This is a genomic window from Cyclobacterium jeungdonense, from assembly GCF_010994275.1.
In the GTDB taxonomy this organism is placed as follows: Bacteria; Bacteroidota; Bacteroidia; order Cytophagales; family Cyclobacteriaceae; genus Cyclobacterium; species Cyclobacterium jeungdonense.
Window position 1 is genome coordinate 1 of the sequence record NZ_WMCD01000017.1, and the last position, 21,955, is coordinate 21,955.

The 21,955-nt window shown below is 43.4% G+C and carries 26 protein-coding genes; 20 read left to right on the forward strand and 6 right to left on the reverse strand.

Annotated features, from left to right (window positions below):
- From GKS34_RS23335 to GKS34_RS22160, 5 genes are all read left to right on the forward strand, one after another.
- The coding region (locus GKS34_RS23335) for a PLDc N-terminal domain-containing protein (protein WP_205602134.1) at nt 1–311 on the forward strand (311 nt) is incomplete at its 5' end.
- Between the two features lie 361 nt (nt 312–672).
- Nucleotides 673–2,061: a BNR repeat-containing protein gene (locus GKS34_RS22145; RefSeq protein ID WP_163387183.1), complete on the forward strand. Its 1,389-nt coding sequence runs from the start codon at nt 673–675 to the stop codon at nt 2,059–2,061.
- A gap of 564 nt (nt 2,062–2,625) precedes the next feature.
- Nucleotides 2,626–2,973, forward strand: coding sequence for a type II toxin-antitoxin system RelE/ParE family toxin (locus GKS34_RS22150; protein ID WP_163387184.1), 348 nt, complete (start codon nt 2,626–2,628; stop codon nt 2,971–2,973).
- On the forward strand, nt 2,957–3,262 hold the full coding sequence (locus GKS34_RS22155; protein ID WP_163387185.1) for a helix-turn-helix domain-containing protein: 306 nt from the start codon (nt 2,957–2,959) through the stop codon (nt 3,260–3,262). Before GKS34_RS22150 ends, GKS34_RS22155 begins: the two co-directional genes overlap by 17 nt.
- 433 nt (nt 3,263–3,695) lie before the next feature.
- A complete protein-coding gene (locus tag GKS34_RS22160) occupies nt 3,696–4,274 on the forward strand; it encodes a porin family protein (RefSeq protein WP_163387186.1) in 579 nt (192 codons plus the stop codon).
- Nucleotides 4,275–4,811: 537 nt separating this feature from the next.
- Here the strand turns inward: GKS34_RS22160 and GKS34_RS22165 are convergent.
- A complete protein-coding gene (locus GKS34_RS22165; protein WP_163387187.1) occupies nt 4,812–5,576 on the reverse strand; it encodes an ion transporter in 765 nt (254 codons plus the stop codon).
- Nucleotides 5,577–5,905: 329 nt separating this feature from the next.
- Between GKS34_RS22165 and GKS34_RS22170 the strand changes: the two genes are divergently transcribed.
- The 5 genes from GKS34_RS22170 to GKS34_RS22190 all read left to right on the forward strand — a co-directional run bounded on the left by GKS34_RS22170 (nt 5,906) and on the right by GKS34_RS22190 (nt 8,730).
- Complete coding sequence (locus GKS34_RS22170) at nt 5,906–6,337, forward strand: DUF1801 domain-containing protein (protein ID WP_163387188.1); 432 nt, start codon at nt 5,906–5,908, stop codon at nt 6,335–6,337.
- Nucleotides 6,338–6,462: 125 nt separating this feature from the next.
- The gene (map, locus tag GKS34_RS22175; protein ID WP_163387189.1) at nt 6,463–7,227 is read left to right on the forward strand and encodes a type I methionyl aminopeptidase; all 765 of its coding nucleotides are present in this window, start codon (nt 6,463–6,465) and stop codon (nt 7,225–7,227) included.
- Nucleotides 7,218–8,090 carry a metallophosphoesterase gene (locus GKS34_RS22180; protein ID WP_163387190.1) on the forward strand — a complete coding sequence of 291 codons (873 nt, stop codon included), beginning with the start codon at nt 7,218–7,220 and terminating at the stop codon, nt 8,088–8,090. Before map ends, GKS34_RS22180 begins: the two co-directional genes overlap by 10 nt.
- Before the next feature lie 124 nt (nt 8,091–8,214).
- Nucleotides 8,215–8,421: a GDCCVxC domain-containing (seleno)protein gene (locus GKS34_RS23535; RefSeq protein WP_163387271.1), complete on the forward strand. Its 207-nt coding sequence runs from the start codon at nt 8,215–8,217 to the stop codon at nt 8,419–8,421.
- A 78-nt stretch (nt 8,422–8,499) separates the two neighbouring features.
- Entirely contained in the window at nt 8,500–8,730 is a 231-nt protein-coding gene (locus GKS34_RS22190) for a hypothetical protein (protein ID WP_163387191.1), read from the forward strand.
- 237 nt (nt 8,731–8,967) lie between these two features.
- Here the strand turns inward: GKS34_RS22190 and GKS34_RS22195 are convergent, their stop codons facing one another.
- Both GKS34_RS22195 and GKS34_RS22200 read right to left on the reverse strand, forming a co-directional pair.
- Nucleotides 8,968–9,498, reverse strand: a complete 531-nt coding sequence (locus tag GKS34_RS22195) for a hypothetical protein (protein WP_163387192.1) — start codon at nt 9,496–9,498, stop codon at nt 8,968–8,970.
- 217 nt (nt 9,499–9,715) lie between these two features.
- Nucleotides 9,716–10,696 (reverse strand): pyruvate dehydrogenase complex E1 component subunit beta, encoded by a 981-nt coding sequence (locus tag GKS34_RS22200; protein ID WP_163387193.1) that lies wholly within the window; start codon nt 10,694–10,696, stop codon nt 9,716–9,718.
- Between the two features lie 202 nt (nt 10,697–10,898).
- On the opposite strand from GKS34_RS22200, the gene GKS34_RS22205 reads away from it, so the two are divergent.
- Nucleotides 10,899–11,399 (forward strand): metallophosphoesterase family protein, encoded by a 501-nt coding sequence (locus GKS34_RS22205; protein ID WP_163387194.1) that lies wholly within the window; start codon nt 10,899–10,901, stop codon nt 11,397–11,399.
- A gap of 39 nt (nt 11,400–11,438) precedes the next feature.
- Here GKS34_RS22205 and GKS34_RS22210 read toward each other — a convergent pair whose 3' ends face one another.
- Nucleotides 11,439–11,585, reverse strand: a complete 147-nt coding sequence (locus GKS34_RS22210) for a hypothetical protein (RefSeq protein ID WP_163387195.1) — start codon at nt 11,583–11,585, stop codon at nt 11,439–11,441.
- A 168-nt stretch (nt 11,586–11,753) separates the two neighbouring features.
- Here GKS34_RS22210 and hisS point away from each other — a divergent pair, with 168 nt between their 5' ends.
- Nucleotides 11,754–13,145 carry a histidine--tRNA ligase gene (gene hisS, locus GKS34_RS22215; RefSeq protein WP_163387196.1) on the forward strand — a complete coding sequence of 464 codons (1,392 nt, stop codon included), beginning with the start codon at nt 11,754–11,756 and terminating at the stop codon, nt 13,143–13,145.
- Here hisS and GKS34_RS22220 read toward each other — a convergent pair.
- The gene (locus tag GKS34_RS22220) at nt 13,142–13,435 is read right to left on the reverse strand and encodes a hypothetical protein (protein WP_163387197.1); all 294 of its coding nucleotides are present in this window, start codon (nt 13,433–13,435) and stop codon (nt 13,142–13,144) included. The two genes, hisS and GKS34_RS22220, sit on opposite strands and share 4 nt — an antisense overlap.
- Before the next feature lie 212 nt (nt 13,436–13,647).
- On the opposite strand from GKS34_RS22220, the gene GKS34_RS22225 reads away from it, so the two are divergent.
- Nucleotides 13,648–13,980: a YbaB/EbfC family nucleoid-associated protein gene (locus tag GKS34_RS22225; protein ID WP_163387198.1), complete on the forward strand. Its 333-nt coding sequence runs from the start codon at nt 13,648–13,650 to the stop codon at nt 13,978–13,980.
- Nucleotides 13,980–14,990 (forward strand): glycosyltransferase family 2 protein, encoded by a 1,011-nt coding sequence (locus tag GKS34_RS22230; protein ID WP_163387199.1) that lies wholly within the window; start codon nt 13,980–13,982, stop codon nt 14,988–14,990. The genes GKS34_RS22225 and GKS34_RS22230 overlap by 1 nt, the downstream gene beginning before the upstream one ends.
- On the opposite strand, the gene GKS34_RS22235 is transcribed toward GKS34_RS22230, so the two are convergent.
- The gene (locus tag GKS34_RS22235) at nt 14,987–15,205 is read right to left on the reverse strand and encodes a PspC domain-containing protein (protein WP_163387200.1); all 219 of its coding nucleotides are present in this window, start codon (nt 15,203–15,205) and stop codon (nt 14,987–14,989) included. The two genes, GKS34_RS22230 and GKS34_RS22235, sit on opposite strands and share 4 nt — an antisense overlap.
- A 70-nt stretch (nt 15,206–15,275) precedes the next feature.
- On the opposite strand from GKS34_RS22235, the gene GKS34_RS22240 reads away from it, so the two are divergent.
- From GKS34_RS22240 to GKS34_RS22265, 6 genes are all read left to right on the forward strand, one after another.
- Nucleotides 15,276–16,826 carry a tetratricopeptide repeat protein gene (locus tag GKS34_RS22240; protein ID WP_163387201.1) on the forward strand — a complete coding sequence of 517 codons (1,551 nt, stop codon included), beginning with the start codon at nt 15,276–15,278 and terminating at the stop codon, nt 16,824–16,826.
- Between the two features lie 2 nt (nt 16,827–16,828).
- Entirely contained in the window at nt 16,829–17,695 is an 867-nt protein-coding gene (locus GKS34_RS22245; protein WP_163387202.1) for an ROK family protein, read from the forward strand.
- A gap of 62 nt (nt 17,696–17,757) precedes the next feature.
- Nucleotides 17,758–18,270 (forward strand): cupin domain-containing protein, encoded by a 513-nt coding sequence (locus GKS34_RS22250; RefSeq protein WP_163387203.1) that lies wholly within the window; start codon nt 17,758–17,760, stop codon nt 18,268–18,270.
- A gap of 9 nt (nt 18,271–18,279) precedes the next feature.
- On the forward strand, nt 18,280–19,485 hold the full coding sequence (locus GKS34_RS22255) for a DUF5009 domain-containing protein (RefSeq protein ID WP_163387204.1): 1,206 nt from the start codon (nt 18,280–18,282) through the stop codon (nt 19,483–19,485).
- A gap of 22 nt (nt 19,486–19,507) precedes the next feature.
- Nucleotides 19,508–20,644: a family 20 glycosylhydrolase gene (locus GKS34_RS22260; RefSeq protein ID WP_240459420.1), complete on the forward strand. Its 1,137-nt coding sequence runs from the start codon at nt 19,508–19,510 to the stop codon at nt 20,642–20,644.
- Nucleotides 20,645–20,654: 10 nt separating this feature from the next.
- Entirely contained in the window at nt 20,655–21,800 is a 1,146-nt protein-coding gene (locus GKS34_RS22265) for an acyltransferase family protein (RefSeq protein ID WP_240459421.1), read from the forward strand.
- Nucleotides 21,801–21,955 lie beyond the last annotated feature (155 nt).

The following is a 21,955-nucleotide window of genomic DNA, read 5'->3' on the forward strand; positions in this document are numbered from 1 at the left end:
TAAAAGCCCCTTATCTTACAATCATTTTGGGAGTAATACCCCTTAAGAAAACGCGGTCTAAATTTACCCAACTGTCAGATAATATCGGAGCTATTACAATTCAACAATGGGAATTTCCGCAACTCTTTTTGACTGTTGGACTGATGCTTTTCTTCTCTACATGGATAATAATCTTAAGCGACATGGTGAAAAACAAAATCTACAATAAGGCATTTTGGATTTTGACAATGTTTATTATGCCAGCTATTACGACAATTTTTTATCTAATCCAGAGAAACAAGCTCTTAAGACTTGGTCAGAGGGTATATTGAAACGGGGAAAAGGTGTTTATCTCTTAATTCAGGGTCTTTTCCGGTGAACCCAGGGCCTCGCCAGATGGCAATTGAATCGCTTTTGAACATTCCCAACCCACATTCAATCCCAACGGAACCTATGCAGGCAGCATCACCCATCTAGCTGTCATGCCCATTAATGGGTGAACCACCCGGTTTCTTGTTCTGATTGAATCAAACGAACTGGTTGGATACGACTGGTCTCCGGATTCCGAATACCCGATTTTCAATGGGTACAAACAAAGTGGCAGTTCCGATAAGCCTACCAATCGAATTTTACAGAATACCGTTTTGAAAAGTGAAAATAAGGCGGCATATTCAGGATCAAAATGCCAGCGATATGAACCCATTTCCTCTCTTTCTCTTTCTTGTACTGATTTCCCTGCCTTGTTTTAGCCAGAATCCCCTTGTTATCGACGATACCCACAAGACCGAAACGATCGTCGAGACCATCCCCATCGATTCCGTTTGGGCAGGGCATCCGGTAGGCTTTTCCCTGCTTACCCATAAGGACAGACAGTATATCGCCTACTATAATGCCAACCGCCACATGGTCGTGGGCCAGCGAAACCTCAGCGATCCGGAATTTGACCTGCATGTCATGCCGCCAACGTCGCGCGAAACCCATGGAGGCACCAGTACCGTGCTGGGCTGGGATAGTCATAATTCGGTGACCCTCGGCATCGACAAGGAGGGTTTTATCCACCTGTCGGGAAACATGCACGTACATCCCATCACCTATTTCCGCAGCACAAAGCCGAACGATATTTCCACCCTGCAACAGCACATGGAAATGGTGGGCGAAAACGAAAAAAGGGCCACCTACCCGCATTTTATGAACACCAAGGAGAATGAACTGCTTTTTCATTACCGCGATGGGGGCAGTGGTAATGGCAACGAGATCTACAATATTTACAACTGCGGTACCAAAGAATGGACGCGATTATTGGATACCCCACTGACCGACGGACAGGGCGATATGAATGCTTACCAAAGCCAGCCCACCCTGATGAAAGACGGATGGTACCATGTCTACTGGGTTTGGCGAGACACCCCCGATTGCTCCACCAACCATGACCTTTCCTATATGAAAAGTCACGACCTGCAAAATTGGTACAATGCCTTCGGAGAACAGATCCCCATGCCTGCGACCCTTGACAACAAGTCCCTGATTGTGGACCCCATTCCCGTGAAAGGAGGCATTATAAACCTGGCGGCCCGGATGGTGCTGGATGAAAACAACCTGCCCGTTTTCGCCTATCACAAATACGGTCCCGAAGGCAACTTGCAGTTTTACACCGCTCAATTGAAAGCAAATGGCTGGGTTTACCAACAGGTTACCGACTGGGACTACCGCTGGGAATTTTCCGGGAATGGCAGCATCAACAGCGAAGTGCGTATCAAGGACTTTCAGAAGCGGGAGGATGGATATTATGAATTGGGATACTGGCATATCAAGCACGGTCACGGTACGATTCTGTTAAACGATAATTTTGAAAATGTGGGGAAGGTACTGAAACCCGCACCCTTTGACGAACAACTAGAGGTTGCGGGAGACTTTCCCGGGCTGGAAGTGCGTACAGGTGGGGATATCGGGCAGGCACCGGAAAAGGACGTTCGGTATGTATTGAAATGGGAAACCTTAAACCGTAATCGTGACCGCCCCCGCGAAAAACCCTGGCCAGCACCCAGTCGGCTGTATTTATACAAACTAACGCAAAGCGAGTAACGCAGGAAGGCCTTTGGTGGTACTTGCCAGAGGTACCCCGTAGGACTTCTGAGCTCAAGCATCCGGCCTCGAAACCCCGGCACTGCGGTCCGGAACGGCAACGATCCGCCTTGGAGATTCATGCGTGTCAGTTTTCGGCGGAGGCTTGTGTCTTTGAAGTACAAGCAAGCTTGTCAGAAGTCCGTGGGTGGGGTTCGGAGATCCCATCAGGGACTCATTGAGTACCCTTATCAGTTGCTTCTAAGGCAGTTTATGGGCAAAATCAAGATGTATCAAGGAACTACGATTATAGCTGGAACCGCTTACTACCAAAGAAAAGATTGTGCCTGGCAGGGCTGGCATTCAAAAAAACGTCAATATGCTGCCTGCGTCCTTATCCGAAATGATTAATTTGTTTACCGAAAACCGGAAGTAGGGTTGGGTGCATAGTCCCAATACACGCAACTCTGTTTCCATAACATAGCTGTATACGGATGCGATTATTAGAACACTAGCAAAACTGATTTCAGGAATAATTTTAAGACTATAGGTTTCACTTTAGGGAAACTTTTATACCTTTGTAGAGTGAATAAAAATCAGAAACCTAGGAAGATAAGGTTTTACAAGGACTACTTTCAAGACTTCTTTTCAAAACAAAGCAAAAAAGTTAAGGCAAAAATTGTTTGGACTTTTGATTTGATAGAGGACCTGGAAAGAATTCCGGAAACATATCTCAAACACATAGAGAATACCGATGGTCTTTATGAAATTCGAGTTCAACTAGGAAGCAACATTTTTAGAATTTTCTGTTTTTTTGACCAAGGACAATTGGTTGTTTTGGCGAACGGATTTCAAAAGAAAACACAAAAGACCCCCAAGAAAGAATTAGAAAAGGCACTTAAAATAAAAGCAGAATATGAAAGCGAAAAATAAAAATTTAATGTCTCTTGAAGAGTTTAAAGAAAAGAACTATGGCAAACGAGGGACGAAGGAGCGTGACGAACTGGAAGCAGGTTATGAAGCATTCAAAATCGGCGCTTTAATTCACGATACTCGTGTTGAAATGGGAATGACACAGGAACAGCTTGCAGAAAAAGTTGGAACTACAAAATCCTACATTTCAAAAATCGAGAACAATATTAAGGAAGCTCGAATTTCAACACTCCAAAAAATCATAGAGCTTGGTTTTGGCGGAAAGCTTGAAGTAAATATAAAAATTTAACGAGAGACTTGATCGAAAGAAGAAAAACCGCATATAGTACCTAATAAAACATGGGGCAGTCATTGGTTGCCGTAACGTTGGTTCTTCGTGGCTACTTTTGACACGGGCGGACAGGAAGGCGCTTCCAAAAGGTAGCCCTTTGTGAGCATGGGGGATCTATTGGCCTAATGACTATTGATTTTTGCCTTTTGGGTTGCCTTGCAGGCACTGGGCAGAATGCCATAATACTTGTTTTGGCCATTTTACGGTAATAGACGGCAGCATCTTTTCACGCCTTTATCAGTCAAAGACTACTTGAAATTTCCAAAAGCATGTGTGATTTATACTAGATATAACCAAACAAGTGTCATGTATACGGATTTTAAAGGACCGATATTTGCGTTTTATATCTGCCTGCTTATAAATGTAACAGGTTTATCCTTAACAAATTTTTATGAAAATTATTATCTCAACCCTTTTTGCGATTCTGCTTATCTCGGGTACTTCTTTCGCTCAACATGTTAACTTTGGTATTAAAGGTGGTGTCAATTCGTACACGATCAAAGGCGATAACACCGCAGGCTTTGATTCGAAAACCAGTTTTCATATAGGTCTTATCGGTCATATTCATATGGCGAACCAATTTGCGTTACAACCCGAACTTGTTTATTCCGTCCAAGGCGCACAGAACGGTGTGGCCGGACAAGATGTTGAGTTAGACCTTAACTACGTGAATGTGCCCCTGTTATTTCAGTACATGTTTGATAATGGTTTCAGATTGCAAGCCGGCCCACAACTTGGTTTCTTAGCCAGTGCTAAATCGGGAGTAAATGATAACAAGACTGATGTAACGGATAATTTTGAAAGTATGGACCTGGGATTAGGTGTAGGCGCAAGCTACGTAAATCCAGCAACAAACTTTGGAGTTGACGTCCGCTACAATATGGGTCTTAGTAATATCAATAAGACCGGAAATGCCAATTACTACAACAGAGGTTTTCAGGCCGGAGTGTTTTATCTTTTTAAACATTAATCCTGGCATAATAGAAAAGAGGCCCTTAAAACGCCTCTTTTTTATTTAAAAATTTTTTTCAACTCCTTTAGAACAAAGAAAATTCTTCGCTTTTACTATCAAAGAATAAAATCATGCAAAAACCGTCTGCCCCTAAAAAAATAACCTGGATCATCGGAATTGTCGCTGGTCTGTTAGGAATAATAGGTCACTATACAACGATTGAATTTCTGACTGAATATAATTATACCTTGTTGCTTGTCGGATTTGTAGTGCTTGCAGCTGGCACCTCTTTACGGGACCTATAACAGGTATTCTGTTTGAATGAAAGCAGGCTAAGCCGAATTGCTTTCAATCAATGGAAACATTTTTTTATTGACGATCGGGTAAACGAAATAATCGGTGGACAGATTGGGGAATGTCGATTCCGATATTCAGAGCAAAAATTTCAGAAAAATCGGCGACACGAGGCACAGGATCGTAAATGGGTACATTCTTTTTTACGCATATTGCCGTAGTTCTATGTATCGCTTACAACCCGATATCCATTAACAAACCTTAGCTTTTATTTTGGTATTCGATGGCATTACGAAGCGCAATGATTTCGGCTCTCAATTCTTCAATATCCCTCGAACCGGCAACCGGAGCGTCTTTTTCCTCGGCATCACGACCGATGAAATAAGAGGCAATAGTCGCAGTAAAATAGCCAAAAATGCTAAATCCGAAAACGGAAATCAAAAAACCCAAGCCACGGCCTTCGGTAGTCATCGGGCTGAATTCGTTACCTGCTGTGATCACCTGTGTTGCGGTCCACCAAAGCGCAAGCCAATAACTGGAGAAGCCTGGATTCGGATTTTCCAGCGCATACATGCCGGCAGCTCCTGCAAAGGTTACAAACAGTGTAGTAATCATCACATAACCAAAGGCCCGGCGCTGCATGGTTTTGCCTAAGCTTCGCAAGCTTCTGTTGAGCGAAGATACAATTCGCACAATCCGTATCCCCCGAAGACCCCGTAACAGTCGCACAAAGCGAAATACCCGAAATACCCGTAATGCGGGTATAAACAAGGAGATCGTAGTAAGCCAATTTTTTTTTAGAAAGGAGCGTTTTTCCGGGGCTAGTGAAATCTTTACCAGGAAATCAATAATAAATATTCCCCAAATACTAAAACTTACATACTCAAGAAACGTATTTCTTCCCCAGACCAGCTCAACCACAAGTAGGACAAGCCAAACGAATCCTAGAAAAATCATTGGCCCATCAAGAAATCGTTCTACCGATTTGAGTAACCTATTCCGTTCATTTTTAATTTCGGCTTTCATGGTAATGGGTTGTCTGATAAATGGAAGAGCTAACTATGGAAATTTTTAAATAGCTAAGCCCATGCCAATACGGGATTCTTTTTGGTTGAATTTCAACAATCTTCAGCAGTTCGTACCATAGCGTTTTTAGTTACCCCTTACCGAATGACTACCAATCATTGGTAAATTTCCATTTTTTAACTAATTTAAATTCATAATCCGGATAGAAGAATTGTTGGGGGAGTAGTGGTAAATAAGTGAAAAAACACTGACGACCAGGTATCGATAGTCGCAAAAAGAGCTATATCCGGGAACCTTCAGACGCTTTGGACAGATAAAATTCAATAAAAATGGCTGAATTAAAGACAAAACAAAATGAGGATGATGTTCATGAATTTATTCATGCTTTTGCAGCTACCGAACAAAAGAAAAAGGACAGTTTTGAACTTCTAAGACTAATGCAAGATGTTACAGGCTTTGAACCCAAAATGTGGGGAAGTTCAATCATTGGATTTGGGAAATACCATTATAAGTCCGAAAGAAGCCGGCAGGAAGGTGATTGGATGCTGGTAGGGTTCTCACCACGAAAAGCTGCCATCTCCCTATACGTTTATTCCGGTTGCCAGGGTCAGGAGGAATTGCTAAAAGAATTGGGAAAATTCAAAATGGGCAAGGCTTGCATTTATGTCAAGAAGCTCTCGGACATCAATCAGGAAATTCTAAAAAAGTTGATCAAATCCACGATAGAATTCCTTCAATCTAAGCACGGGACAATGCAATGAAAAACGGTATTGTCCTCCCCGTTCATCAATCGTGACGAAACCCGAAAACTAAGAAGAACAAGACACTCAATGCGGAATGTTATAACAAATAATTTTAAATTTGAAGTCAAATAAAATATCCAGGAATGTCAATAACCAAAGAATTTGAATGGATAGGGATGCAAAAAGCCAGCGAGGCTGTTGCTTATACATTAAAGGAAATGACGAAGTTTGCCCAGCCAGGTATTTCCACGAAGGAATTGGATGCGTTTGGAGCAAAAATATTGTCAGACTTTGGAGCCAACTCAGCACCATTACTTACTTATGGTTTTCCTGGTTGTACCTGTATCAGTGTTAATAATGAATTCTGCCACGGAATCCCTTCTGCGAAGCGGATTTTATCAGCGGGTGATTTGGTGAATATTGATGTATCCGCAGAACTTAATGGTTTTTGGGCTGATAATGGGGGTTCCTTTGTTCTTGGTGAGGACTTCCATCAACATCAGGCTTTGGTGAATGCTTCTAAAATTATATTAAAGAAAGCCATTGCCGCAATCAAAGGTGGCGTTCGTATCGCGAATATTGGAGACCTAATGGAAAAAGAAGCCAAGAAGAGGGGGTTCAGGGTAATTAAGAACCTTGGAGGACACGGGATTGGAAGAAGTCTTCATGAAGAGCCAGTGGAGTTGCTTAATTACAAAAATAAATTTGACCGGAGAAGGTTCAAAAAAAACGAAGTCGTTGCTATCGAAACTTTTATTGCTACCTCATCCAGCAATGCAAATGTACATCGTGACGGATGGACGTTGGTAGGTAATAAGGGGGGATATATGGCACAACATGAGCATACCATCATGGTTACCGATCAACAGCCAATTATTTTGACAGAAATGAACGGTATATGGAATTAGAAACGGTTGACAAAAGCAAAATGATTTTACGATTTCTTACCTACCTGCTCCTACTTTTCTTGCTTGTGGGGAGCTTTTCCTGCGCCGAAAAGCAGCAGGAACCTTTCTCTTTTGTTCAACTATGCGATACGCAGCTTGGAATGGGAGGGTATGAACACGATATCCAAACGTTCAAACAGGCTGTCAGGCAGATAAATGAATTGGAGGCAGACTTTGTAGTGATTTGCGGAGATCTGGTGCATAATGCCAGCGATAGTTCTTATGCCGATTTTAAAAATATTCGGGAAGGTTTGAACATACCCAGTCACCTTGTGTCAGGAAATCATGACGTGGGCAACGTTCCAACGGATTCTACCCTTCGGTATTACCGGGAAATGATTGGCGATGATTACTACGAATTCGATCATAAAGATCATTCATTTATGGTGACGAATACGCAACTTTGGAAAGTCGATGTGGAAAATGAATCGGAAAAACACCATGCCTGGTTTGAAGAAACTCTTCAGACTCTAGGCGATAAAGAGCATCCTGTGTTTGTTTTGGGGCATTATCCCCTGTATACGGAACGTCCGGATGAGGAGGATCACTATTATAATCTGCCAATACCTACCCGAAAGAGAATATTGGAATTATTTATGGAAAACAATGTGGTGGCCTACTTATCCGGGCATACCCATAAGTTAACGATGAATACCTATGAACACATCCAACTGGTAAGTGGAGAAACCACAAGTAAGAATTTTGACGACAGACCATTTGGGTTTCGGGTTTGGCAGGTTTCATCGGACAGCATATCCAATCACTTTGTCCCCTTGGAATCGGTAGATGGCGATTCGATAAGGGTAACTTCGTCTAATCAATAGATCGGCCGTATTCCGATAGGCATAGCGTGACCAAAATTAGTGTCCTGCGCCTTGGTAAAAAAATGGCTGACCTTCGTTGGATTTTGAATTTAAAATCCTTTTTTTGACAACTTTCAGGAAAGAAATGAAGATCATTCTCCAATCAATCGTCACTTGCCCGAACTGCGGACATCAGAAAGAAGAAACCATGCCTACAGATGCCTGTGACTTTTTTTATGAATGCGAAAACTGTGAGGAAATAGTAAAGCCAAAGCCAGGCGACTGTTGCGTCTATTGTAGTTATGGAACAATAAAGTGTCCACCCATACAAGCAGGTACAAATTGCTGTTAATGATAATGAATACGTTTAATTTTAAACGACGTAATCTGGTTTCTGGCCCCCATCTATTGGGCTGCACTCCCGGATATTTTGACAGTAGAAGTGATTTCAACCAACAAAAGGAGTACGAACATACCGAATGGAATTAGCCCAACGCTATCAGGGAATGTCATCGAATTCAAAGCCCTGCTCTATCCAACTGCTTCTCAACCGCTGCTGTCATTTGTCTATTTAAATCGGGATCAAGCCATCACACAAGCTCAGAGGTTGGCTTCTGGTTTGAATGCCGATTTGGTGCTTCGTATTCCCGAAAGACCCTAAAATTATTAATGCTTTAACGATCAGGTAATTTCAGGGCGTTATTTCCACCATTCCAAGTATCAACAATAGCTCTGCGCTAAAAGCAGGATGGGAACGTGACCCCTTCAAAAAAGTGATTTTCCAATTTTTATGCCGTGGATAAGGAAAGGTTGGTGACTGCGAAGCCCGCTAAGAATGCGCGAAGTTCGCTAAGAAAAGGATAAAAAAAAAGCGCCCTTTCGGACGCCCATTTTTTTATCAATTCTCTTCTTCCGGCTGATAGTCAACATCCATGTCGATATCTGCGGGGTCAATTTCCATAATTTCGGGTACATCAATTTCCAGCACTACCTCACGTCGTACCAGTTCGGCCATAACGTCCATTTGCTGGGTAAAGGATCCTCCCACTTCTTTTAAGTTGTTAAAGCGTTCCATCAACTCATCGTCACTGTATTCAGCATACCTTTCCATGCGGTTTTGTTTGATCTGCTCCTTTTTCACCATTAGCAGGGAATCCTCTCGCGCCTCCAGATTTTTCTGGTATTGGGTCATCATTTTTTCAAATGCCTCGCTTCCTGCAAAAGGAGTACTGCTTACCGTTACCGGTTCTGAAACCCCGTCTATGTGCACCACTGTCATGGTATCCAGATTTTTGAAATAATACTCATCTCCCGTTTCGGAATCCAATACCCGGTCAGTTTCATAGATATACCGGTCTTCTTTTTCTGATGAACAAGCTGCCGTTATCAAGATTAAAGTAAGTATCGTAATTATATTTTTTGTAAACATTATTTTTTGGTTTTATGGTAATTCGTTGATTTATCAATGTCGGGGTGTTCTTTGAATACCCCAATAGAAGTAGTACAAAAACCATGACAAAGCATACAGAAACTGACTACGAGCACCAGATTATTCGAAAAAACCACAAAAAACAACATATAAACACACTATAATGCAAAAAGCAGCCGGAAGGGCTGCTTTTATTGGTTCAGAAATGAACTGGGAATTATTTTTGGTAGGTGACCGATTTTACGGCCTCTATGGTACGCTTCACATTGGGCAAGGTGGCTTCGATATAGGTAGGAGAATAACTAAGTGGGATATCCATAGAGTTAACTCGCAGCACCGGGGCATCCAGATAGTCAAAGGCATGCCGCTGAATGGTAAAAGCCAGATCGGTGGATATGGAGGCTACCGGATTGGCTTCCTCTACGATGACGCAACGATTGGTTTTTTTGACAGACTCAAGGACCGTTTTGTAATCGATGGGCTTTACCGTGCGCAGGTCAATAACCTCCGCCATGATTCCGTCTTTGGCTAGCTGGTCCGCAGCTTCAAAAGCGATTTTCATCATTTTTCCGAATGACACCAGGGTTACATCATCTCCTTTTCTTTTGACTTCTGCGATTCCAAGTGGAAGTAGATACTCACCTTCGGGAACTTCTCCTTTATCGCCATACATCACTTCGGATTCCATAAAGATAACCGGATTGTCATCTCTGATTGAGGCTTTCAGTAGGCCTTTGGCATCGTGGGGATTGGAAGGAACCACTACTTTTAGGCCGGGTGTGTTGGCAAACCAGTTTTCAAAGTTGGAAGAGTGGGTTGCTCCCAGCTGTCCTGCATTTCCGGTAGGACCCCTGAAAACGATCGGTACCGTATACTGACCACCAGACATGGCTCTCATTTTGGCCGAGGAGTTTACCAATTGGTCCATTGCCACGAGAGAGAAGTTAAAAGTCATGAATTCTATAATGGGTCTCAGCCCGTTCATGGCTGCGCCAACACCTAATCCTGAAAAACCAAGCTCCGAAATAGGGGTATCAATCACGCGCTTCGGCCCAAACTCATCCAGCATTCCCTGGCTGGCTTTGTAAGCGCCATTATATTCCGCTACCTCTTCGCCCATAAGAAACACGGTTTCGTCGCGTCTCATTTCTTCGGACATGGCTTCCTTTATTGCGTCTCTGAATTGTATTTCTTTCATTTATTCACAAAATTTTCTATCGTCGTAAAAATAGAAAGGAATCTTACAATTACCAAGCATGGATTATGTTTAAGGATGTTTAATTCCCGGAATCTGCCTTTACAGGCAGTGTAACCAATGGGTTTTTCCGAAGGTTATTTCTAAGCCGCCACAACGAAGGAATGGTTTGGAAGCTTTCTTGTTTAGTTTCTACCTTTGCCGCATGGTTAAAGTAGCACTGATTAGCGATACGCACGGCGATTTGCCAGAAAATGCGCTGGAAATACTCGGGCAAGTGGATGAAATCTGGCATGCCGGTGATATTGGAAGCTCAGAAGTACTGGCAAAACTTCCTGCCGGACCCATGCAAAGGATTGTGTACGGAAATATAGACGATTCCGAATTGAGAATCAGGTACGAAGAAGAGTTGCTTTTCGAAACCGGTGGGGTAAAAGTAATGATGCTCCATATTGGAGGGAAGCCTCCCCGCTATGCGAAAGGGGTGAAGGCTAAAATAAAAAGCTTACAACCAGATCTGTTTGTATGTGGGCATTCCCATATCTGCAAAGTAGAATTTGATAAGGTCTTGGATTGTCTGTATATGAATCCGGGTGCCTTGGGCAATCAGGGCTTTCATCAGGTAAAAACCCTATTAACCTTCGAGCTGGATGGAAAAATAAAAAATCTGAACGTGGTAGAACTGGGAAAAAGGGGGAAATTGTAAAAAAAAAAACCCAACATACGTCGGGTTAATCTTTGCTTTTTATTTTTTAGAGAATTCTTTTTTGATCTCCTCTACGTCCACGTTTTTGATGACGGGCTTAGCATTCAATTGCTTGATTTTCAAAGTCCTGGCATTTTGCGCCTGTCTTTTTCTCCTTAACTTTCTTTTTAAAGTAGTAACAGCCATGATATCTTATAATTTTATGTTGTTTCTAAAATCGAAGGGCAAAGGTAAAAAAAATATCCTGAAAAATACCCCAATCTCCTTAAAGAAGTTTGTTGGTATCTCTAAATATAAGGAAATTCGAACCTTTCAATCCTGTATTATTTATAACTTTGCGCAAAATTCCAAAGCATGAGCAAACAAAAACCAAGCATACCAAAGGGAATGAGGGATTTTGGCCCGACCGAAATGGCCCGGAGGAATTATATATTGGATACCATCAAAGATACCTTCCGTCTGTTTGGATTCGATCAGTTAGAGACCCCCGCCATGGAAAATCTAAGTACCCTTACCGGCAAATACGGGGATGAAGGAGATCAGCTTTTGTTTAAGGTGTTGAATAGCGGGGAGTTTTTGAAAAAAGTCTCAGAAACGGATTTTAATAATGGGGAATCCGTAGTGCTTCCGCTGTTGGCAGAGAAGGGCTTACGGTACGACCTTACGGTTCCGTTTGCCCGGTACGTGGTTATGCATCAGAATGAGATCAGTTTCCCATTTAAGCGGTTTCAAATGCAGCCGGTATGGCGGGCCGATAGGCCACAAAAGGGTCGCTACAGGGAGTTTTACCAATGCGATGCCGACGTTGTGGGAACGGACAGCCTAATTTGCGAAGCAGAAATCATCAGCATGATCAAGCGGGTTTTTGCCGTTTTTGGATTGAATGAGTACACCATACACATAAATAACCGCAAGATACTTAGCGGAATAGCCGAAGTGGCAGGAGAAGCTGGTAAGGAAAGTGAATTATGCGTTGCCATCGACAAGCTGGATAAAATAGGCAGGAAAAAAGTGGAAGAAGAGCTTTCGCAAAAGGGTTTTCCGGCAAAGGCCCTGGCAGCTTTGGCTCCCATTTTGGATTTGCCCGATCGAAGCAACAGCGAATGGCTGGTCTTTTTAAAGGAATACCTCCGGCAAAGCGCTGTAGGCGCAAACGGACTGGAAGAACTGGAAGAAGTCCTTTCGTTTCTATCCTTAATGGGTGAAGACGAGCATTATCTGAAGTTGGATCCGGTATTGGCGAGGGGACTTTCTTACTATACCGGGGCTATTTTTGAAGTAAAGGTAGGAGGTGTAGGTATTGGTTCCGTAAGTGGAGGTGGGCGTTATGATAACCTCACGGGTGTTTTTGGGTTGCCGGATATTTCCGGTGTTGGGTTTTCTTTTGGGGTGGACCGGCTGTATGACGTACTGGATGCGCTAGACCTTTTTCCGCAACAGCAACCGGATAGTACACAGCTCCTGCTGGCTCATTTTGGGGAGGAAGAAAGAAAACAAGGTGTAAAATTGCTTGCTGCCTTTAGAAAAGCAGGCATTTCCTCTGAAATCTACCCTGACCTGGCCAAGATTAAGAAGCAATTCAATCATGCCGACAAAAAGAACATACCTTTTGTTGGTGTCTTGGGATCCGAAGAACTGGCTTCTGGAACGCTCAGTCTAAAGGATATGAATACTGGAAACCAAGAGACCCTCAGCCTGGAAAAGGCGATCTCCAGAATAAAAGGAGCGGATCAGGACCTGGCTTAATCAATGTTGAAAATGGACGAAATGGGGATGGTGATACCCCCTTTTAGGGAGATGAATTTTTCTCCTACTGCCCAAATGGTCGTGTTTATCCGGTAGGTCCCGCCGTCAGCCGTTTCAAAATAAATCCAGACTTTTGCATGGGATATATTGCCTAGAATTTGAGATTTCTGCAATTCAAGCAACCTTATTTTTTTTGATTCAGGATCAGTCACTACCTCTCTTTGGGAAAAAAGTAGGGAGGGAACCTTTTCTTTTTGGATGGTTACAATTTCTTTTTCGAGTGTTGTCATGTTGGTATGTAATTGGCTCAAAAAAAGGGAGTTAGTTGCTTAAAAAAACGAAAACTATTCCCATGAGGTTTTATTTTTTGGAAAACTTTTTTTGAAGTTGTTACCTGGTTTAACAGGAAACAAATGATCCATTTTGAAAGAAGTATCAACTTTGGCGAGGGGGCATCGTTAGATTATCCATTATATTTGTAAAATCATTAAAAGAAGAACGTATGATGGATTTCATGAACATGATGAATAAAGTAAAGGAAGCCCAGGCAAAAATAAAAGAGACTCAGGCAGAACTTGTTCATTTAAAGGCAGAAGGAGAAGCAGGAGCAGGAATGGTAAAAGTAGTGGTAAACGGGCATCGGAAAGTTTTGGATATGGAGATAGACAAATCGCTGGTAAATGAGAAGGACCATGATATGATGAAAGACCTGATCGTGGGTGCCACCAATAAAGCATTGGAAAATATTGATCAGAAAATAAAAGAGAAAATGAGTTCGGCTACTGCTGGAATGATGCCCAACATTCCAGGAATGGATTTTGGTAACATGGTTTGATGAAAAAAGCCGCGATTGTCATTTTGAATTTTAATGGGAAAGGCATGTTTAAAAGTTACCTTCCCCAGGTAGTTCATCACTCTTCCTACGAGATAATTGTAGTGGATAATGGCAGTACGGACGGATCCATTGATTATTTGTCCGCACATTTTCCGGAAATAAAACTGGTACTGCTGGGAAAAAATCACGGGTACAGCAAAGGGTACAACCTGGGATTGGCGTCTATCAGCGGCCAATACGAATATTACCTTTTGCTAAATTCGGACGTGGAGGTCGAACAAAACTGGGACCGGGCGCTGGTCCGCTACATGGAAGGAAAGGCCGGAGTTGCTGCCTGCCAGCCAAAAGTTCTTTCGCTGAGACAAAAAGGGTACTTTGACTATGCCGGAGGTGCGGGAGGCTACCTGGACAGCCTTGGTTATCCCTATTGCCGGGGAAGGATCTTGCATAGCCTGGAAAAGGATAGCGGGCAATACGACCAATCCCTGGAAATAGATTGGGCTTCTGGGGCCTGTTTCTGCGTTCGGGCAGCGTTGTTTCATGATTTCGGAGGTTTCAATCCAGCCTATTTTTCACACATGGAAGAAATAGAACTTTGCTGGAGATGGAGAAATTCCGGTTTTAAAATTCACCATTGCAAGGAGGCCACCGTTTACCATTTGGGAGGCGGCACTTTGGCACAAACCAATCCGTTTAAAACGTACCTGAATTTCCGTAATAGCCTTTTCATGCTGTATGCAAACCTGACCTTTTACGGGTTTTGGCGTGTTTTTATACTGCGGTTGTTTTTAGATGCGGCCGCAGCAATACACCTTTGGTTTGGCAGTGGTCCTGCACATGGGAAAGCTGTGATAATTGCCTATCGTGATTTTTGGAAACAAAAAAAGGAGAAGGCTCCCGAAGGTCTGATTCGGGCAACAAGGGTCAGTTCGGAAAAAAAACCACCGCTTTTTTCAATCATTTTCCACTATTACCTGCTGGGAAAACGACAATTTTCAGCCCTGAATTAGTCGAAAAGTATGGGATTATTCATTCTTCTGAAATAGGTCCTTAATTTCATGAGCATGGCCAGACTAACATAAATGATGATAGGCGAGCCTAGCGTGATAAAGGAACTATAGATAAAAAACAACCGGATGCTGTCAATTGGGAAATGGAGTTTTTCCCCTAATTTTGAACAAACGCCGAAGGCGCTTTCCTGGAAGAATAATTTTACCTTTTCCATCCTATTAGCCTGTTTAAATTTGAGGGAAACCTTTGAAAGAACAACTTACTGATATTAACCGGATTACCCTATGATTATTGAAAAAAAAATATATGCTGTTATAGGTGTATTTGCTGCTATTTTTTTACACTCCTGTAACAGCGGGCAAGTTATAAAAAAAGCCGAAAACCAAAAAATTTTTATAGAGCCAAAAGTTTTGTCCCGATTGGGTGATTCGGTTCGTTTTTCCATTAATGTCGCGCTCCCAAATGCCTTCCTCTCCCGGAATGAGACGTATACCCTGAGTCCTAAATTTGTATATGGCGATGAGGTAATTCGCTTCGAAAAGAAGCTGGAGGTCCGTGGCGATACCCTGGATCCCTATGAGCCGGTGGAGTTAGAGGATTCTTTTAGCATGCCTTTCAGAGAGGGCATGGAAAAAGGCGCCTTGTATGCCGTCACGGAATTTGGCAAAGGTAGGAAAAACCTACTGGTGGGCAGTTCCGAGGAATTGTTGTCCAGGGGAATTATTACCACCGCTTCCCTCGCGCAGATTGGGCAATACAGGGGTCAGGATAAGATTCCGGTTTTAGGGATTTGGCTTTCTCCCGACTCTTTGAAAATGACGGGAATGGGAACCAATGGCTGGCAGGAACTGGAAGATCGGCTTTCAGAGTACAGTAACCTGCCGTTTTCAAGCAAATCTCCCTTTCTGGACGTGCTAAAAGGTCCAGGCGATTGGAGTTATAAAAAATGGAAAATGAACGGGATACCCCATTATCCGGAAATTAACCGCTCCGTTTTTGCCCGGTTTGAAAGAGATATCCGGCAGCAACCCGAAAAGGAACTCGGTATTTCGGAGGTGCAACTTTCCATTCTGGCCAGAAATATCCGACAAGGCACGATACCCGCTGACACCCTAAGCGAAAGGGAATTGGCCGAAGCCGTCGCCCGGGAGCCGGGGTGGAAAGAGCAGGAGCAACTATTACTAGCTATGGAGAAGGTATATCCCAGCCCCTGGGTTTACAGTAATTTGGGAATGGTTTTTCTCAATCAGGCAAACCGTACCCTGGCAGTGCAGGAAAAAAACCAATTGCTGGAAAACGCACTTTTTGCCTTTAACCGATCCAATGCCTTTTATGAAAATCCGGTGGCCGTTTATAACCTTGGGCTGGTATTCTGGCTTTGGGGAGATAAATTCAGTGCCTACAATAACTTTTACAGAGCGCTCGCCCTTACGCGCTCCGATGAACTGAGGAAGGTCTATGAGGCGGCCCTGGGCGCAGTGTCCATTTTCAATGGCGATTACCGGCTGGCAGCCATTCATCTGAATAATGCCGAGTCAAACCCCATCAACCTTTTCAATCAAGGGTTGGCCAATGTCCTGGCCAAAGACTATTACAATGCTACGTTAAAGTTTGAGGAAAGTGCCATTCAAAATATGTCAAACGGGTATCCGTTTTATGGTCTGGCGCTAGTTGCGGCCAGAAATGGAGAGGAAGGGAAATTATACGAAAATCTGGGTAAGGCCGTATCAAGAAATGACTTTCTGAGAAACCGGGCGGCTACCGACCGGGAATTTTTCATGTATCACGATAGGGAAGGATTTAAGGAAGTCCTTCGCACAGCTAAACCAGGATAAGTATGGGTAATCTGATAGGAGTAGATATTGGGGGTTCGCACATTTCCGTAGGGATTATTACGGAAGATGGAAAAGACATCTTCACGGGTAGCGAGGTAAGGATGCCGGTAAATTCTTTTGGAAGCAAAGAAGAAATTTTAGAAGTGTGGACGGATTGCATAGCAGCGGTAGGGCTTTCCCCGAATAGTCTTTTGGGTATTGCCATGCCGGCTCCATTTGATTACCAACAAGGAATTTCTCTAATGGTAGAGCAAGGAAAATACCTCGCGCTGTACCAGGTGAATGTAAAAAAGGAACTTTCATATAGGCTGGGTATCCCCGCTGGGAATATATTATTTTTAAACGATGCAGCGGCCTTTCTTCAAGGGGAGGCGGTGGCAGGAGGCTGGGACAGCGGGCAAAACCTCATGGGGCTGACTTTTGGAACCGGCCTCGGAGGGGCATTCAAATCCGGTGATCTGGCTGAGGACGGGGCGGTGTGGTCAATTCCTTTCAAGGAGGGCATTGCCGAGAATTATCTAAGTACATCTTTTTTTAAAAATTGGGCAAAAGAAAGATTCGGTAAAACCGAAACTGGTTTGAAGCCTTTGTTAGATTCTTCAGAAACCCGGGCCGCTACGCTGGATATGCTTGCTGTATTTGGTCGGCATTTGGCCGATTTGATTGAAATGCAGGCGAAAATCCGGAAAATGGAGATTGTAGTATTGGGAGGCAATATTATGAAGGCGGCGGATCATTTTCTTCCTCTGGTAAAGAAGCTTCTGGGAGAAAGAGATATCCAGGTGGAAATTCGAATCAGCAGGTTGGGAGAAAAGGCTGCCATGATAGGTGCCGCAAGTATTCATCACGCAAACGGCAAAAAGATGTAGGTTTTTGTGCATAATTAATTCATAATCGATATATTTTGTTTTTTAATTAACCAGGATTTAAAATGATTGTAGAAAAAGAGTTGACTAAAACTGCCATTTTTAAGAAGGTGAGTGAATGGCTGGATAGTTCCGGCTATAAAATTGTAACTAAGGATGAAAACCGCCCATGGGGAGGTTTTTTTGTAATTGATGAGGGCCAGATAAAGCAATTCAGGCAACAATTTTTTTCCGAAATTCAGCTTACGGATGCCCAAATGAAACAAAAACTGAGTCCTAAAATTTTACTGGCCGGGCCTGGAAAGCGTCTCTCCTGGCAATACCATCATCGCCGGGCTGAAATCTGGAAATTAATCGCAGGAGAGGGAGGCGTTATTACTAGTGACACAGATAGTGAAGGCTCCCTGAAAACACTCGGAATTGGAGAGGTAGTTCGCCTGCGGCAGGGAGAAAGGCATCGCCTGCTGGGTTTGGGAAATTGGGCAGTGGTGGCGGAAATATGGATGCACACCGACCCGGAAAACCCCTCGGATGAAAGCGATATCGTGCGGGTTCAGGATGATTTTGAAAGAAAATAGTCGCCTGAAATGAAAACCGCTCTTCGGCCCGGCCAAAATCGGAATCATGCCATTGATGTTTTTCGAGCCCTGACCATGATGTTGATGATTTTTGTCAATGACTTATGGACCTTGGAGGGAGTTCCCGAATGGCTGAAACACGTACCGGCTAAGGTCGATGGAATGGGATTGTCGGATGTGGTATTTCCTGCTTTTCTATTTATCGTAGGGTTATCCATTCCATTGGCCATCGGCAATCGCTGGAAAAGGGGTGAAAAAAATACCCAGATCCTGATGCATGTCCTCAGCCGTTCACTTGCGCTATTAATCATGGGAGTATTTCATGTGAATCTGGAGGCGTACCAGCCTGAAGCGGCTCTCTTACCAAAAGCAGTATGGCAAATTCTGTTGACCCTTGCTTTTTTTCTAATTTGGCTGGACTACCCAAAAGATCCGGAAAAGAAGCAGAAAAAATGGATTGGAAAAACACTGGGATGGGGACTGTTGTTTTTTTTGGCGGTCGTATACCAAGGCGGAGACCTGGCCGCTCCGGTTTGGATGGGCTTTTACTGGTGGGGAATACTGGGATTAATTGGATGGGCCTATCTGATCGCCTCCCTTGTTTTTATCGCAGCAAAAGGAAAACAGGTTTGGGTAGGCTTGGCTTTTTTGGCCTTCATGGCGTTCAGCGCGTTGGCAAAGCTGGGGATGTTGGAATTTTTGCAAGGAATTAAGCCCTATTTTTGGCTTATTGATGACGGAGCCACCCCTTCTTTTGCGTTGGCTGGTATTTTGGTCACCGGCTTTTACCGTTCTTGGTTCCAAAAAGGACTCGGCACCCAATTTTGGCTGGTCCTGCTAGGTATGGCAGTGGCTTTCCTGGCCATCGGCTTTGTTAGCAGGCCTTTATGGGGAATTCATAAGATAGGGTCATCACCTTCCTGGGTATTTATTTGTATAGCTATCAGCATGCTTACATTTGGATTGCTGATTATTTTAGTTGAAATAAATAACAAGAAGCATTGGTTTGATGGCATTCGACCGGCGGGTACCAGTACCCTAACCTGCTACCTGTTGCCCTACATTCATTACGGACTGCTGTCCCTTACAGGAATTGTTCTACCAATGGCACTCAGGACAGGCTTACCTGGTATTCTTAAGTCACTACTCTATGCCTGGATCATCATACAAATCACGGGGTTTCTTGAAAAGAAAAAATTACGTTTAAAGATATAGTTTAACTCAAAATTCAATAAAAATGGGCTATTCGATAGGTAAATTAGGTATCTCTGGTTTCTGGATGTGGCTGCTGGTCTTTCTACCGGGCCCAGTCAATTCCCAACAGGAAAATACAGACGTCTTGCCGGTAAGAGGTCTGGCCATCGCCGCCCCTCAAAAAGGAGATGTGGACACCTTTGTAGATTTCATGGATCAGGTACTGGCCCCTCGCGGTGTAAACGTACTGATTTTGAGGGTAGACTATAATTATGCGTATGAGTCCCATCCGGAATTGAGAAACGAGGAAGTGCTGTCTCGGTCGGATGTAAAAAAAATTGTCGCAACGGCTGCGGATCACGGAATAAAACTAATTCCTCAAATCAACCTATTGGGACATCAGTCCTGGGCTTCTTCGCTGGGCAATTTATTAAAAGTATATCCGGAATTTGATGAAACGCCGCATATAACCCTGCCCGAGGAATACGAGTGGCCCAACGAAGATGGCTTGTATTGCAAAAGTTACTGCCCCTTGCACCCCGAAGTGCACGGAGTGGTTTTTGATTTGGTCGATGAAATTCTGGAGGTATTCGAAACAGACGCATTTCATGCAGGCATGGATGAAGTGTTTTACATTGGAGACGACCGTTGCCCCAGATGCAGTGGCAGGGATAAAGCGGAGTTGTTTGCCGGTGAGGTGACAAAAATCCGGAACCACCTGAATTTAACCGATAAAAAGCTCTGGATTTGGGGAGACCGCTTAATTGACGGCAAGACCACCGGAATCGGGATGTGGGAAGCCAGTATGAACAATACGCATCGCGCCATTGACATGATTCCTACAGATGTGGTGATCTGCGACTGGCATTACGAAAGGCCGGATCAGACTCCGGTATTATTTGCTATGAAAGGCTTTGATGTGATCACCTGCTCCTGGAGAAATCCCGAAGTGGGGGTGATGCAGGTGGAGGATATGGTTCGGTACAGAACCTACCAAAACGAAAAGTTAAAGGACCGCTTTCAGGGAGTTGTCCTGACAGTGTGGTCTGGTGCGGATTCATTTATGGAAGGATATAAAAGTTACATGCAAGCGGCGGATAAGGCAGCAGAAGATCAGAAGCAGCCCTGGGTAACCTTTGATCACATGTTTAAAAAAATGGAAAACCTATCCGGCTCTTAAGTTACTAAACGTGGCGACAATAAACACTCCTTTGAATAGTGGCTCCAGGTATCAGTCCCTGGATGTATTACGCGGACTAACCGTGGCTCTGATGATCATCGTGAATACTCCGGGTAGTTGGAGTACCAATTTTGCTCCTTTTTTACATGCTCCCTGGCATGGGCTTACGATTACCGACCTGGTTTTCCCTTCCTTTCTTTTCGTAGTGGGAAATGCCATGGCCTTTAGCCTGACAAAACTCAGGGACCGGGGACCTCAACTTTTTTTTCAGAAAGTAATCAAAAGGACCTTGATTATTTTTTTGATAGGGCTATTGCTAACCGCCTTTCCATTTTTCCGAATAGGCGACTCGGGCATGGTTCCTTTCGATTTCAGTAAGATCCGGATTATGGGTGTGTTGCAGCGGATTGCGCTTTGCTACGGACTGGCGGCTACGCTGGTCTATTTTTTCAATATTCGGGTTTCAATGGTAATTGGAGCGGTTATTTTGATTTTATATTGGGGAGTCATGTACCTGTTTGGAGATCAGGGGCCGGACCCCTACTCCCTGGAAGGCAATGCTGCCAGAAGGCTGGACCTGTGGCTTATAGGTGCGGCTAACCTCTATAGAGGGGAAGGGATCCCCTTTGACCCGGAGGGTTTGTTGAGTACGTTACCTGCCCTGGTAAATGTCCTGGCAGGATATGGAGTAGGTAACTTTATTCGGCAGAACGGAGAAAAAGGTAAAAAAGTACGCGGATTATTCCTTATTGCCCTTACCCTATTGGTTTTGGGGTATGTTTGGGATGCTTTTTTTCCAATCAATAAAAAAATATGGAGCAGTTCTTTCGTTTTGGTTTCAGTAGGCTATGTCACCGCCCTGTTGGCATTGCTTGTTTTTGTTTTGGAACAGAAAAAAGTGAAGGGATGGGCCTATTTTTTCGAGGTTTTCGGCAAAAACCCGCTGATCCTTTACGTCTTATCCGGGGTCCTGGTGCGGATCATACTGATGATTCCCGCAGGTGATGTTTCCCTTAAAACCTGGATTTACGAACAGTTTTTCACTTCTTTTTTACCTCCCAAAATCGCAAGCTTATCTTTTGCCATCATCTTTATGCTCCTTATTTGGCTGGTAGGCTATATAATGGATAAGCGGAGGTGGTATATTAAGGTTTAGACAGTGATTTTTAAAAGCCAAACCGATTTTTGAATCAATTGATTTTTATCAAGAAAATTTAGTTTTATTTATTTTTAAATACCGCCATTTGTGTAAAAAAATGAATCAATTTTTTTTATAATTTTCATTTTTTACAAAAAATAAAGTACCTTTTA